This window comes from Faecalibacterium sp. OF03-6AC (genome assembly GCF_003478175.1).
GTDB classification, from domain to species: domain Bacteria; phylum Bacillota; class Clostridia; order Oscillospirales; family Ruminococcaceae; genus Faecalibacterium; species Faecalibacterium taiwanense.
Genome location: NZ_QUEN01000002.1, coordinates 146,451 through 160,154 on the forward strand (window position 1 = coordinate 146,451; position 13,704 = coordinate 160,154).

Here is a 13,704-nt window from a genome sequence, read left to right on the forward strand (position 1 = left end):
AGGCTGCCGTAACATGGGGTCAGGGATCGTGCAGACCGGAATTACTTCTGGTCAACAGCAGGAGCGGTGTCTGCCAGCTCCTTCTTGCGCTTGAGGGCCTTGCTCAGCTGCCATGCGCACAGCACGGTCAGCACAGCCAGCACGGCGATCAGAGCGTAGATCGCAGTCTGCCACCAGGGCAGCACGGTCTTCAGGGTATCGCTTGCAGACCAGCCGTTCATGGCGTTGGAGTTGACCACGGTGTACAGGATGTGATGCATTGCATTGCGCATCTGGGTCACGATGTAGGCATCGTTCTCGTAGTTGGCAGCCTTGGTGGTGTGGATCTTGGGCATCGGGCTGTCCCAGATGTCAGAACCGGCGATCAGGCCGTCCACCAGATCCATGTACTGGCTGGAGCCGGAGAAGTCGGTGATGCACATGCCGCGCATGCCCAGCTCCTCGCGCAGGAAGCCGTTCAGCAGGTTGGCGTTGGCACCGCACCAGGTTGCGCCCCAGCGGTTGAAGCCGGTCATCACGCACCATGCGCCGCCATCCGTGATGGCCTTATCGGCCACTTCCAGATAGATCTCGCGGGCGGTCTGCTCGTTCAGCCAGGTGTTGACACCACGGCGGCTGGTCTCGGAGTCGTTCAGGGCAATGTGCTTCAGGTAGACATACACGCCCTTGGACTGGATGCCCTGCACCTCGGCAGCGCAGATGGTGCCGGCTACAAAGGGATCCTCGGCGTAGTACTCGAAGTTACGGCCGGAGTAGGCGGTGCGGTGCATGTTGATGCCGGGGCCGTACAGACCGGAGTAACCCATGGCAAGGCAGTCCTCACCGATGCACTTGCCCACTTCGTTGATCAGGTCCACATTGAAGGTGGCAGCCATGACATCCTCGGAGGTGTAGCACATGGCGGATGCACCGCCGGTCAGGGCAGCGGTCAGGCCCTGCGGGCCGTTCTCGTCCTTGGTAGCGGTTTTGCCGATGGAAGCAGCCGCTGCAGTGTTGTGGAAGCCCAGAGTGATGGTGTTGACCATCTCATCGAAGGTCAGCTGATCCAGCAGGGTCTCCCACTGGGGATCGTCGAAGTCCTTGCCAATCATGGAAGCGAGGGTCAGGCCGTTCTTGGCATCCAGAGTGGGCATCTCGACGCTGTCGGCCTCGGTGCCGTCGTACTGGGTAAAGGCCAGATCTGCAGCCAGCGTTTCGTTGGCGGTCAGAGCTGCAGGCTGGGTGGGAACCGTGCCGGTCCAGTCAGCGCGGCTCATCCAGGTCACGCTGCCGGGAGCATCGCTGCTCTTGTTGGGGTCGGACTCATCGAACAGGTTGGTGATGGCAGTGCCGTTGGTGCTGATTGCATAGGTGGTGGTATCCAGTGCTTCGTTGGTCCACTTCCAGACCAGAGAAGCATCGCCGTCCTCGGTCATGCGGCCATTGGTGCCGGCCACGGTGTAGCCTTTGGCAGCAAGGATGTTGTTGACAGCATTGTGAGAATCGGTAGCAGCGGTGAAGTAGTAGTCACCGGCATCCAGAATATAGGTCTTGGCGTTGTTTGCGTCGTAGGTGCGCAGCTCGCTCTTCTTCACGGTGATGGTCACATCCTCGGAAGCGCCGGGAGCCAGCACATCGGTCTTGGCAAAGCCGCACAGCTCTGCAGCGGCCTTCTCGATGCCGTTTGCCTTGTCGTAGTCGGTGTAGGGAGACTGGAAGTAGACCTGCACGGTCTCCTTGCCGGAGTAGGTCTTGCCGGTGTTGGTGACCTTCAGGGTGACGGTGAAGGCATCGTCAGACTCGGTCACATTGAAGTTGCTGTAAGCGAAGGTGGTGTAGCTGTCGCCGTAGCCGAAGGGATAGGCAACGGTGGTGGCCCAGTCATAGTCGCCTGCCTTGGCAGTGCCCATGACCACATCCTCGTAACGGGTCTCGAAGTAGCGGTAGCCCAGATAGATGCCTTCCTGATAGACGCTGTACATGCCCTGCACGTCTGCACCCTCGGTCAGCAGGTCATACTCTGCTGCGTTGGGGTAGGCCTGGGTGTAGAAGTTGTACATGGCAGGGTTTGCCAGATTGTCGTACAGGTAGGTGTCCACCAGAGAGCCGGAGGGGGTCACAGTGCCGGCGAGCAGCTGGCCCACACCGTTGATGCCGGTCTGGCCCACATCGCCGATCCACATGGCGGCGTCAATGCCGTAGTCCTCGCCGCAGATGGCAGGGTTGAGGAAGTCCATTTCCAGTGCGTTGGAGCTGTTGATCAGGACGACGATGGATTTGAAGGTGCCGTTGTCCTTCAGTGCCTTCAGGTTCTTCAGCAGCTCGATCTCTTCTGCGGACAGCTCCAGATAGTTGCCGCTGCCCTCAGTGCCGGAGATCCAGCTGTCGTTGGTGCCGTTGGTGCCGCTGGGCAGGTCTGCGCCCTCACCGCCGGAGCGGGAGAACACCACGATGGCAGCATCGCCGTACTCGGCAAAGCTGCTCTCGGCGCTGGACAGTGCGCTCCACGGAGCTTCATTGACAGCGTACTGGGTGTTTGCTTCCAGCGTATCCGAGATGGAGGCCGGGGTAATGCGGCTGTAGTTCTTCATCATGCTGTCGGACTTGTACAGATCCCACAGCGTCTGGTTGACCTGAATGCCCTGAGCTTCCAGTGCTTCCTTCAGGTTGGGGGCCTTGCTGGTATCCACGGAACCGGAGCCGGTGCCGCCGTACATCAGGTCCACAGAGCCATGGCCGAACAGGCTGACCTTGGCGCTGCCTGCCAGCGGCAGGGCAGCGTTGTCGTTCTTCAGCAGGGCAGCGCCCTCGGCCTCAACGGTGGCGCACAGCTCTGCTTCGTAAGCCTCGCGCTCTTCGTCGGAAGCAAAGCCCGTTTTGAAGTATTCGGTATCTTCCGTAGTGTTGCCCTTGATGATCTTATAGGTCGATGCATTCAGAGCAACGTTCAGGGTGGTGGCGTACTGATTTGCGATCATGTTGCCCACGATGGCGGCGATGGTCAAAATCGCCGTCAGCGCAGTGAGCACCGACCACAAACGTACTTTGGGTTTCTTGGGATTCATTGGTTCTCCTCCTTTTCATGTATAACAACCGCCAGACAGCGGGATGTCCTTGTTCAGACCCAGTTTGCACTCTTGGACTTGGTCTTCACCAGCTTGTAGCTGGGGTTCGGCTCTGCCACACTGCGGAAGGATGCGGTGTCGATGCAGTCGCCTGCAACGGCCTTCAGCTCCACCTTGCCATGCAGCGGCACGCGGAACCTGAAGATGTGCTCGCCGGTCTGCTCTGCCAGCTTTTTGCCGTCCGCATACAGGGCGACGGTGTTCTGGTTGGAGTAGACCTTGACCTCGATCTCCTTCTCGGTACGGTCGGTGAACCGCTTGGAGCAGATGTGGACGAAGTTTTCCTCGCTCCACCATGCTTTATAGAGGTAGAAACTGTCCTTTTTGGTCTTGCGGTCAAAGGTGACAAGACCCTTGTGGTTCATGCCCGGCTCGCCGCCCTGATCCCGGGCATCGGCTGCAAAATCGAACATGTTCCAGACATGGGTCGCCCACAGCCACGGGTGGCGGTCAAAGCACTTCAGCATATACTCGTGATACTTGGCCTGATATTCCTCGGTGTGGTCGCCCCGGCGGGGGTGGGCACTGTGGAGGTTGGGCATGCCCTCGGCACCGTACTCGGAAAAGCCCAGCGGACGGTTGGGATACACCAGATGGAAAAAGTCCATCCACAGGTCGTTCAGGAACAGCCCCGGCACATACCAGCCCAGATACAGGTTCCAGCTGACCAGATCGGTGATGTGTGCCACCGGGTTGAAGGGGCCGCACACAGCGTAGCAGGCCAGCGTGGTCAGACGGGTGGGGTCCATCTTGTGGCACAGTTCGTTGAGCACCCGGTGGTTGTCCAGCATATCGGCCTTATCCTTGGTGGAAATGGTGATCTCGTTGGACACGCCCCAGCAGACGATGGAGGGGTGGTTGTAGTTCTGGTGGATGAGCTCCTTCATCTGGCTGATGGTATTTTCCCGGCCATTGGGCAGATGCTCGGAAATGTAGGGGATCTCTGCCCAGACCACCATGCCGTACTGGTCGCACAGGTCGTAGAAATACTGGTCGTGCTGGTAGTGCGCCAGCCGGACGGTGTTTGCACCTAGCTCCCGGATCAGCGCCATGTCCTCATCATGCATCTCCCGGGTGATGGCGTTGCCCAGACCCTTGCGGTCCTGATGGCGGGACACACCGTGAAGGGGATAGGGCCTGCCGTTGAGGAAAAAGCCCTTCTTTGGGTCTACAGAGAAGCTGCGCAGACCCACCTTGGTGGTCACTTCGTCCACCGACTTGCCGTCCTGCAGCAGACGAACCACACAGGTGTACAGGTAGGGGTCCTTCACGCCGTTCCACAGGTGGGGAGCATCCAGATGGAGGAAAGTATTTTCGCCCTCGCCCTTTGCAGCGGTGCGGCCCTCAGCATCCAGCAGCTCCACCGTCACGGTGCCGCTGCCTTCCACCAGCGTTTCCACCCGGATGTCGGCGCTGCCCTCTTTCAGGGTGGGGGTGATCTTCACGCCGGTATCGCCAAAGTGTCCCAGCGCAATGTGGTTTTTGTTCACCACCAGCAGGCTCACATCCCGGTAGATGCCGCCGTAGAAGGTGAAGTCTGCTTTCTGGGGGTAAACGCGGTCGTTGACGCTGTTGTCCACCCGCACCGTGAGCTGGTTCTCTGCCTGCAGCAGCTCCGTGACCTCTGCCCGGAAGGTGGAGTAGCCGCCGTCATGGGTGCAGAGTTGCTGACCGTTCAGCAGCACGGCGGCGCTGGCGTTGACACCCTCGAACTGCAGCCACACCTGCTGCTGTGCCGGGTCGTACACCGGTGCTGCAAAGCGGGTGCAGTAGGTGCAGCAGCCCCGCCAGTAATCGTTGCCGCCGTCCTGACCGTCCTTGGCGTTCCATGTATGGGGCAGCTCTACGGCGGTGGTAACGCCGTTCGGGCCGGTGAACTGCCAGTCCTTCATGAGCTTTGCAATACTACGCATCCGATTCCTCCTGTTTTTGCTGTGGTACAGTGATTTTTTTCGTTTTTTGCTCTTTGTCATTATTTTATCAGAGTGGCCGTATTTCGCAAGATGCGTGCGAAAATCGGTCGTTTTGCGTGAGCATTCGGTTTTGGACTGCCAAATGTGAACTGATATATTTGTAAGTTTTTCACAAGCAGATGTATCCAACAAACCGCAAAAAGAAAACCGCCGCAGGCCTTCCGTTTCCGGAACTTCTGCGGCGGCTGCCGTTTTCTTAACTTATTTTTGCAGCGGAAAGATGATCTTTTCCGCAAAAAACTCGCCCTGCTCTTCCAAGGTCAAAGTGCCTTTGTACTTCTGCACGATGCGCCGGATCACCTTCAGCTCATATTGTGCAGAGCGGTTTGCCTGCTGTTCCGGCGGGCGCAGCGGGCTGATGATGTTCACCACCACAAAACCCTGCCGCACACAGACCAGCAGATCGATGACCCTGCACTCCGGCCGGGAGACCTGCACGGCGCTTTCCACGGCGTGATCCAGCGCATTGGCAAACAATGCGTACAGATCCCCCGCTTCAAAAAAGCCCAGACAGCTGCCGTTTGCCACAGCATTCAGCTGGATGCCCCGGGACTCGCACAGCAGGCTCTTCTCGGTCAGCACCACATCCAGAACCTCATTGCCGGTGTTGCGGTTCGCGTCATACAGGCGGGCCGCGCGTTCGGCCTCATCAATGCGCTCCTGTGGTACCGCTTCGGGCGATAGCTTGCGGAGATTGGCGATCTGCACCTTCAGCTCATGGCAGCGTTTGTTGATGATCTGCACGTTCTGACGAGCCACCTGATATTGCTGGCGCTGACGCTCGTACAGCAGATTCAGTTCACTCATCTCTTTTTCCATGGCAGACTTCTTGAACAGCTCGCTCTGGAAATACAGCAGGGTGATAAAATAGAACTGCCCGATCAGAATGGTAACGGTAAGGCTCAGCGGAGTCTGTTCGGCGCGGGAATTGTCCAGCACGGCTGCCTGCACCATGAACAGGATGCCAATGAAGAACGCACTGAACAGCTGCCGAGGCCCGATGTTGTATTCTCCTTTATAAGGAAGCTGCCGTGCCAGCAGGATGTACACCGCCGCAAAGAATCCCGCCCCGGACAGCAGCTGTACCAGAACCGCCCAAGGGGAAGCCATGTTCAGCGGGTGTCCATACCGGGTAAACTGCAGCTCCAGAAAGCACCAGCCCTCGTAAGCGCACTGCGCGATGAGCAGGCTCCATACTGCGCAGTACAGGGCACCTTTTTTATTGATATCCGTACACAGATAGATCATCCCGCCCAGCAGCGCAAAAAAGGAAACGTAAAGTACCAGCAGCAGGAGCTGCTGCTGCCACAGTGTTGTGGACTGTGCCAGAGGGTCCAGCAGCTGCGCCAGCAAAAGCAGCGGGAACAGCATCCCGCAGGCGCGCGCCCAGAAATGGGTGCGATGCCGCAAAGGCAGACAAAAGACCAGCGCCGCGCCCCAGCGCAGCAGTGCCCGGAGCAGGCTGTTCAGCAGCGATGTGGTCACAGCACACCTCCCATGTAGGACGCTACTGCGGTAAGAAAGGCCGTGCGCTGCCTCCGGCTGATCTCCAGCCGGTCGTTTTTCACAAGGGCAAAGTCGTTTTCAATGCCCTTGACGTAGGCCAGATTGACCAGATAGCATTGGTTGCAGCGGACAAAATGATACTCGGCAAGCTGCTTTTCGGCACTTTGCAGGCTGGCGCGTGCCGCGAACTCGCCTTTGGAGGTGTGGTAGTACAGCATCCGGCTGCGGGTCTCCAGATAATAGATATCAGCAGTATCCAGCAGCTGGATGCCGCCGCCCGCCAGCTGCAGCACAACCTGCCCGCCTCTGCGCCGCTGCACCCGCTGGATGGCGCGGGATAGCTTGGTGCAGAACTGATAATAGTTCACCGGCTTCAGCACATAATCCAGTGCATCCACCTCGTAGCCCCGGATGGCATACTGTGCCATGTTGGTCACAAAGACCAGCACCACATCCGCATCCACGGCCCGGATGGCTTCGGCCGCTCCAAAACCGTCCAGCCGTGGCATCTCCACGTCCATAAAAATAATGTCGAATCCCGGCGTATAGTGCTCTGCGATCTCGGCACCGTCTGTGATGAGACTGATCTCCATCTGCAGGCCCTGCTCCTGCGCATATTGCCGGACGAACCGGTTCAGGCTTTCCCGTGTTTCTTCCTGATCCTCTACGATCGCAATTTTGAACATCCTGCACCCACCTTCTCTCTGCGTCTGATCGCCGTATGGCTCTTTTTATTGAAACACACTTTTCTATGAAATGCAATGGAAAACCTTGCGGGGAAAACAGATGCGGTTCCCATCCTGTACCGCCCCCCACAAATAAAAAATCCCCAGACAGCCGTCTGAGGACTTTTGCGGCAGTGCACTGCCAAGGGCAGGCGAACCTGGATTTATTCCAGATACTGCGGCAGATTCCACGTACCTCGCAGCACACGGTGGATTTCCACGCTCTTGCTTTCATCGTTGACGCGATAGAACACCAGACGGGACATCTCCTGTCAGGAATATTGCATCACAAAATGACTACGGGCGCAAGGCTGATGATTCTTGTTGGGGCGTGCGGAGCCCCAAACCCTGCTGGAAACGAGTACGGCAAACTGGAAGTTATAGTGCTATCTTTTTCCATTTTCTAATCTTAGTTCTGAATGTTCCGAACGGAGCAACCGTGTTAACATGTATAAACTTGTATACTTCCCAGACTGCTGTTTTGGTTGATTCATCGGCCCACTTTCTCATATGTGGCTCGAATAACTCTTCGTCGCTTAATGAGTCAATCATTTCATAAATCGAATTAATATTCTCTCTCAGCATATCTTTCAACTCCTGCAACGACAGATAAGCATATGTATCTGTAAACCATTGATATAATTCGCCAAGCTGATTCCACTTGAAATCATCCGAAGGAGTCTTGACATGAAGGCCATTTCTTTCGTCTGATTCCCATTTAAGAACAAGAGTTGTCCAGCCAACCTGGTAAGCAAGATTTTCTGCTGGAGTTCTGTCAACTTCCTCAACTCTCTTATCTTTTAATGATTCCGGAATAATATCAAATTCTGAAATGTACTTTGCAAAACTTTTATTTATCTCGTTCTTAAGTTCATCTTTATTCTCGTATGTTCTCACTAGTCTATCTCCTCAAATTCCGATTTGTTGAACTAAGCCGAGTATATCACACCCGCCAAGTAAAGAACACTCCCGATAAAGTGAAATTTGCAGGCTGGAAAGCGCAGAGCCGCCCTGTTCGAGCCCTGTACCGTCCACCAAAACAAAAAGACCCGACTCGAATGAGTCGGGTTGTTTTGGTGGAGCATTGTCCACAGCACTCGAAACTTTATGCAGGCATCTCGTTGCTGCGTTCGGTGCGCTTCAAGCCAAGAAATGGCAGAACATCTGCGCGTTTCAACCCCTACTCATGAGCTTTTCTGAGTTGATACTCATGCAGGGCGATGCTGTCCAGCAAATCACGCTGATTCTGGGAAGCTGCATAATAGTCCACACCGAACCGTTTGCAGACAGCGCTGAGCTGGTCAAGCATTTCAATGGCCGTAGAGGACATCCGTTTGACTTCAATATCCATAGCAAGAACACCTTTCAGGAGAGATAACGAAACTGCGGAAAATTTTCAAGAATGTCGATGGAAAACATAGCAGGCAAGAATGTCGATGGAAAACATAGCAGGCAAGAATCGTCCCGTGGCCACAAATTTTCAATTTTTGAAAATTTTCTGCCCATCCGGGACTGCACTTCTGCAACGCTCTCGCGTTTTTGAAGTGGCCCTTGTCGGGGCAAGGCCCCTCCATCTTGCTGGCGCAAGACCGGGCTGCCGCTCAAACGCCCCACTGGGGCGTTTGTTGCTACGCAACCGCGGTCCTGTTGGGGCGTGTCTGCCCCAAACCCTGCTAGGAACGAGTACAGCAAACTGGAATTGATTTACTTTGTTTGTAAATCTTCCAGAAAGAAAATTCCCTCTGTTAGGTTGACAAACATTTCCTTGTCCTTGATTACATGAATTTTATTGTTCCACCAGACAGTAGTGTTATTAGCGGAGATTGTTTTGCTTGTTCCATCCTTGAGAAAATAAGTAATTGTAATAGCGGGTTCTTCTTCGCTATTCACTTCCCCAAATAAATCATATTTCAGAAATCCCGTTAGCTTTAAGGCTAACTCAATGTCCTCACTGCTCGAAATTTCTTTAACATCATCCGTGACACTCGGATACGTGATATTTACAGACTGAATATCATTTATGCGGGGCAATCCCCAAAGATACATACCATTCGTAAATATGTTGATCCCAACAATCAAAACAGTCATAACTATCACTTCTATCAAAAATCGAATAAGACCTTTGAAAATCTTGTTCACCAACTTATCCTCCAATCTCGATTTCTCCTACTCCCTCAATTCCGATTTGTTGAACTAAGCCGAGTATATCATACTCTCCAATGAAAGAACACCCCGATATAGTGAAATTTTGCCGTTTTCCTGCGTACGTGCGTACACACTCCACAGGAATTCTAAGGGGCCTGCCCCTTAGCACACGGACTTTGGAACAAAGTCTAGTGTGTTACACATTGTCAGAGGTGTACAGGCTCCCGGTACGCACGTACGCAGCGATTACCCCCAAACGCGCCATATAGGGGGACGACCAAGTTCGCACAAAGCGAACTTGATCCCGCAAAGCAAAAGGCAGGATACCACCGCCACGGTGATACCCTGCCTTTGTTCGTTTACCGCTCTGCGTACTCTCGCCGCAGAACCTCCGATAAACAAAAAACGTACCCGAACCCTTTCTCATAGAGAATCGGGTTCGAGTACGAACTGTATGGTGGAGAATTAGGGACTCGAACCCCAGACCCCCTGCGTGTGATGCAGGTGCTCTAACCAGCTGAGCTAATCCTCCATATTTTGTTTTGTGCGTTCCGAACTGGAACGTGATTATTATAGCACGGCCTTTGCCAAAATGCAAGCCCTAATTTTAAAAAAATCACACTTTTTGTATCCGTTTTCCGGTTGCCCTTTGATGCCAAATCGTGTATACTGAACACAGAAACTTTCCCACCGGGAAAAGAGGTACAAAAAATGCTGACACTTCGTGGAATCATTACGCTGATCGTTCTGATCGTTCTGTTTGCACTGGCCGTTGTGTGGATCTCCAAGCAGGGCGGCTGGAAGGGCGAGGGCTGCGGCGGCAACTGTGCATCCTGCCACAGCCACTGCGAAAAACAGGACCCGAACAAAAAAGCCTGAGTTCAAAAATGCCCCCGGACATTGCCTGCTGGCAGCGTCCGGGGGCATTCTGCTTTCAGCTTTCCGTCTCGCGGTAAAACACCCCGCGCTCTGCCGCGTACACGGCAATGGTGCTCAGCAGGTCCTGATGGGCTTTCTGGTAAGTAGTGCGGCCGATGTGCAGCTGATTGATCACATCGTCCTCCGTGCGGTGCTGCACATAGCGCAGCTCGAACAGATCCGCACGCAGCGGGTCGTTCTGCCGGTAATAAGCAAGGCCCTCCTCAATGGCGGCGCACCAGCTGCGCTCCACCGGGCTTCGTGCACGCTGCCGCATCCCATACCGGTACAGTGCCAGCCGCGTCTGATTTCTCTGCTCGCTTGTCATGTTCTGCCCTCCTCTTTTCATCCGCGCGGCGTGCCAGCACTTCGCGGCGGTTCTGCTCTTCAAAAAAGCAGAGATCCCGCTCGTACATGCTCAGACCAAGCACCGCGCTCAGCCGTTCTGCTTCGCTCAGCTTGAACTGTGTGCGCCCCTGCAGTTTCAGGTTCAGTGCATTGGGGCTGATCTTCAAGGCTCGTGCCACATACTGCATCTTGTACCCACTGGCGCGGATATAATCCCGGATCATTTCAGTATTTGCCATATTCCGCTCTCCTTTTTTCGTATCGGCAATGCCGTTTCACAATCTTTAGTTGTAGTATATTCCTGCATTGATTCAGTGTCAACCCATTTTTGCAAATTCGCAGAAAAAAGTTGATTTTAATGCAATTTTTTGGTATACTTCTGGTAACAGCATTCTTTTTGCAGAACAACCATACGTTTTTCAGAGAGGTTTCGCATGTCTGAGCTTTCTACCCGTCTGCATCTGCGCCGCAAAGAACTGGGCCTTTCGCAGGAAGAGCTTGCCCAGCGCATGGGCTATCGGTCCAAATCCTCCATTACCAAGCTGGAAAAAGGCATCAACGACCTGCCGCAGTCCAAGGTGGAAGAGCTGGCAGCCGCGCTGGAGACCACCCCTGCCTATCTGCTGGGGCTGGACACACCCTGTCCGCCGCCGGGCTTTGAGCCGCTGCCTGCCATGACGCAGGTCCCGCTGATCGGTTCTATCGCCTGCGGCACTCCTATCACGGCAGAGCAGAACATTGAACGCTATATCGGCGTTCCCGCCGCGTGGCGCGCCGACTTTGCCCTGACCTGCCACGGTGACAGCATGTCCCCCACCATCTGCGACGGCGACATCGTATGCATTCGCTGCCAGCCGGAGGTGGAGCAGGGCGAGATCGCCGCAGTGCGCATTGGCGGCGAGGCCACCCTCAAGCACTTCCACCGGCAGGGTGATGCTGTGATGCTGCTTGCGGACAATGCCGCCGTCTGCCCACCCATGATCTTTACCGGCCTGCAGCTGGAAGAGCTGCACATCGAGGGCCGGGCCGTCGGCCTGTGCCGGGGGCTGTGAGCCGCCTGCAGTCTTTCAGGCACGTTTCATAAAAGAAGGAGGCTTCTCATGTTTTTCTCCCGCAAAAAGCCTGCCCGTTCTTACGACCCCGCCACCCAGCAGCCTGCACTGCGGTGCAGCATCTGCACCGGGGAGCAGGTGGCCGGTTTCATCTCCCCGGATGGCCATTTTGAGGACGTTCAGCTCATTCGCACGCCTCAGGAACTGGACGCATTCCGGGCACGGTACAGCATCCCGCCGGAATGCCCCCTGAAAAAGATCTATTAAAAGGAGTTCGCCATGCCCACTGCACCTGAAGAGATGACCCTGAAGGTCATTGCCCATATCCATACTGCCTTTCCCACCAAGTTCGGCATCCCGCGCCAGAGCGGCCTTGTGGACGAGCTGCGCGGCGAGGTGATCTTTACGCCCGAATACCGCAATGCCGATGCCGTGCGCGGTCTGGAAGATTTCAGTCACATCTGGCTGGTGTGGCAGTTCTCCGGCGCGGTGCGGGACAGCTGGTCCCCCACTGTGCGCCCGCCGCGCTTGGGCGGCAACACCCGCATGGGCGTGTTCGCCACCCGGTCGCCCTTCCGTCCCAATCCTCTGGGCCTTTCCAGCGTGCGTCTGGAAGGCATCGAGCACCGGCCGGACGTTGGCCCGGTGCTCATCGTGCGCGGTGCCGACCTGATGGATGGCACCCCCATTTACGACATCAAGCCTTACATCCCCTATGCCGACTGCCACCCGGATGCCGCCGAGGGCTTTACCGGCCAGACCCAGTTCCACCGTCTGCAGGTACAGTTCCCGCCCGAACTGCTGGCACAGGTGCCGCAGGCCGACCGCGCCGCCCTGACCGGCGTACTGGCAGGTGACCCGCGCCCCTCCTACCAGCACGACCCGCAGCGGGTGTACGGCATGGAGTTCGGCCCGGTAGAGGTGCATTTTACCGTGGATGGCGAGGTGCTCACCGTGACCGGCATCGCCCGTCGCTGAGAGGAAGCGTTTATGGAACTGCGGAACATCAATACCTTTTTGCACATCGCCGAGCTGCACAGCTTTTCCCGCACTGCGCGGCAGCTTGGCTATTCCCAGTCGGCGGTGTCCTCCCAGATCGCACAGCTGGAAGCAGAGCTGGGCGCACCGCTGTTCGACCGCGTGGGCAAGACCGTGCGGCTCACCGATGCGGGCCAGACCTTTTTAGGCTATGCACGCACCCTGCTGGCCACGGCCCAGCAGGCGCAGGCTGCCCTGCAGCCCGCCCGGCAGATCAGCGGCAGTCTGCGCATCGCGCTGGCGGATTCGGTGTGCTCCACCTTCCTGCCCGGTCTGCTCAAACGCTACCACGCCCTGTGCCCGCAGGTGGAGCTGGTGCTGTGCACCGCCACTGCCGACGGGATGCTGCAGATGCTGGGCACAAATCAGATCGATCTGGCCTATACGCTGGACCAGCCCCTGCTGCAGCCCAATCTGGTGCTTGCGGCGGATGTGCCGGAGCCGGTGTGTTTTATTGCACCGTCCGCTCACCCGCTTGCCGGGCAGGAAGTCGTTACGCTGGAAGAGCTGCCCCGGCAGGAATTTCTGCTCACTGAGCGCGGCATGAGCTACCGCGACGCTTTGGATCAGTGCCTTGCCGCCCGCGGCCTTGCCATCCACCCTTATCTGGAGCTGGGCAGCGCTGCGCTGCTGTGCCAGATGGTGGAGCAGGGCATGGGTCTTTCCTTCCTGCCGGAGTACATCGTGCGTCCGGCGCTGGCCGCAGGTCGTCTTGCCCGGCTGAATGTGCCGGACTGCACCGTGGAGATGCACCGTCAGCTGTTTTACCACCGTGACAAATGGCTGACCCCTCAGATGAAAGCCTTTATCGAGCTGGTGCGCCAGCCCGCGCCCGGCACTGCCAGCAAATGAAAAGAGCACGGGTCCATTGAAGCGTAAAGCTGAACACACAAAC

General features: G+C 56.3%; 14 protein-coding genes and 1 tRNA gene. 5 read left to right on the top strand and 10 right to left on the bottom strand.

The genetic code is table 11. From position 1 onward, the window contains the following. Positions 1-41: 41 nt before the first annotated feature. The 8 genes from DXA66_RS02885 to DXA66_RS02925 form a co-directional block, all read right to left on the bottom strand. Positions 42-3,044 (bottom strand): glycoside hydrolase family 3 protein, encoded by a 3,003-nt coding sequence (locus tag DXA66_RS02885; protein ID WP_118526685.1) that lies wholly within the window; start codon positions 3,042-3,044, stop codon positions 42-44. A gap of 53 nt (positions 3,045-3,097) precedes the next feature. Further along, on the bottom strand, positions 3,098-5,017 hold the full coding sequence (locus DXA66_RS02890; protein ID WP_118526687.1) for a glycoside hydrolase family 2 protein: 1,920 nt from the start codon (positions 5,015-5,017) through the stop codon (positions 3,098-3,100). Positions 5,018-5,278: 261 nt separating this feature from the next. Continuing rightward, positions 5,279-6,562: a GHKL domain-containing protein gene (locus DXA66_RS02895; protein WP_118526689.1), complete on the bottom strand. Its 1,284-nt coding sequence runs from the start codon at positions 6,560-6,562 to the stop codon at positions 5,279-5,281. Then, complete coding sequence (locus tag DXA66_RS02900) at positions 6,559-7,269, bottom strand: LytTR family DNA-binding domain-containing protein (RefSeq protein WP_118526691.1); 711 nt, start codon at positions 7,267-7,269, stop codon at positions 6,559-6,561. The genes DXA66_RS02895 and DXA66_RS02900 overlap by 4 nt, the downstream gene beginning before the upstream one ends. A gap of 417 nt (positions 7,270-7,686) precedes the next feature. Next, a complete protein-coding gene (locus DXA66_RS02910) occupies positions 7,687-8,205 on the bottom strand; it encodes a ClbS/DfsB family four-helix bundle protein (protein WP_112149188.1) in 519 nt (172 codons plus the stop codon). A gap of 283 nt (positions 8,206-8,488) precedes the next feature. Continuing rightward, the gene (locus DXA66_RS14200) at positions 8,489-8,659 is read right to left on the bottom strand and encodes a hypothetical protein (RefSeq protein WP_158576278.1); all 171 of its coding nucleotides are present in this window, start codon (positions 8,657-8,659) and stop codon (positions 8,489-8,491) included. Between the two features lie 353 nt (positions 8,660-9,012). Continuing rightward, on the bottom strand, positions 9,013-9,462 hold the full coding sequence (locus DXA66_RS02920; RefSeq protein WP_055190176.1) for a hypothetical protein: 450 nt from the start codon (positions 9,460-9,462) through the stop codon (positions 9,013-9,015). 446 nt (positions 9,463-9,908) lie between these two features. Beyond that, a tRNA-Val gene (locus DXA66_RS02925) sits at positions 9,909-9,985 on the bottom strand. A gap of 179 nt (positions 9,986-10,164) precedes the next feature. On the opposite strand from DXA66_RS02925, the gene DXA66_RS02930 reads away from it, so the two are divergent. Then, entirely contained in the window at positions 10,165-10,332 is a 168-nt protein-coding gene (locus DXA66_RS02930) for a FeoB-associated Cys-rich membrane protein (protein WP_044953787.1), read from the top strand. Positions 10,333-10,387: 55 nt separating this feature from the next. Here DXA66_RS02930 and DXA66_RS02935 read toward each other — a convergent pair whose 3' ends face one another. Together DXA66_RS02935 and DXA66_RS14505 are read right to left on the bottom strand one after the other, a co-directional pair. Then, positions 10,388-10,624: a hypothetical protein gene (locus DXA66_RS02935; protein ID WP_118526695.1), complete on the bottom strand. Its 237-nt coding sequence runs from the start codon at positions 10,622-10,624 to the stop codon at positions 10,388-10,390. Further along, positions 10,596-10,958 carry a helix-turn-helix transcriptional regulator gene (locus DXA66_RS14505; protein WP_005942847.1) on the bottom strand — a complete coding sequence of 121 codons (363 nt, stop codon included), beginning with the start codon at positions 10,956-10,958 and terminating at the stop codon, positions 10,596-10,598. Before DXA66_RS14505 ends, DXA66_RS02935 begins: the two co-directional genes overlap by 29 nt. 195 nt (positions 10,959-11,153) lie before the next feature. Between DXA66_RS14505 and DXA66_RS02945 the strand changes: the two genes are divergently transcribed. From DXA66_RS02945 to DXA66_RS02960, 4 genes are read left to right on the top strand one after another with little or no spacing between them, the layout of a single operon-like run. Continuing rightward, the gene (locus DXA66_RS02945; protein ID WP_005942852.1) at positions 11,154-11,771 is read left to right on the top strand and encodes a LexA family transcriptional regulator; all 618 of its coding nucleotides are present in this window, start codon (positions 11,154-11,156) and stop codon (positions 11,769-11,771) included. Between the two features lie 48 nt (positions 11,772-11,819). Beyond that, positions 11,820-12,038, top strand: coding sequence for a hypothetical protein (locus DXA66_RS02950; RefSeq protein WP_005942855.1), 219 nt, complete (start codon positions 11,820-11,822; stop codon positions 12,036-12,038). Positions 12,039-12,050: 12 nt separating this feature from the next. Further along, on the top strand, positions 12,051-12,749 hold the full coding sequence (gene tsaA, locus DXA66_RS02955; protein ID WP_097773794.1) for a tRNA (N6-threonylcarbamoyladenosine(37)-N6)-methyltransferase TrmO: 699 nt from the start codon (positions 12,051-12,053) through the stop codon (positions 12,747-12,749). Positions 12,750-12,761: 12 nt separating this feature from the next. Further along, a complete protein-coding gene (locus DXA66_RS02960) occupies positions 12,762-13,661 on the top strand; it encodes a LysR family transcriptional regulator (RefSeq protein WP_118526697.1) in 900 nt (299 codons plus the stop codon). The last annotated feature ends 43 nt before the right edge of the window (positions 13,662-13,704 follow it).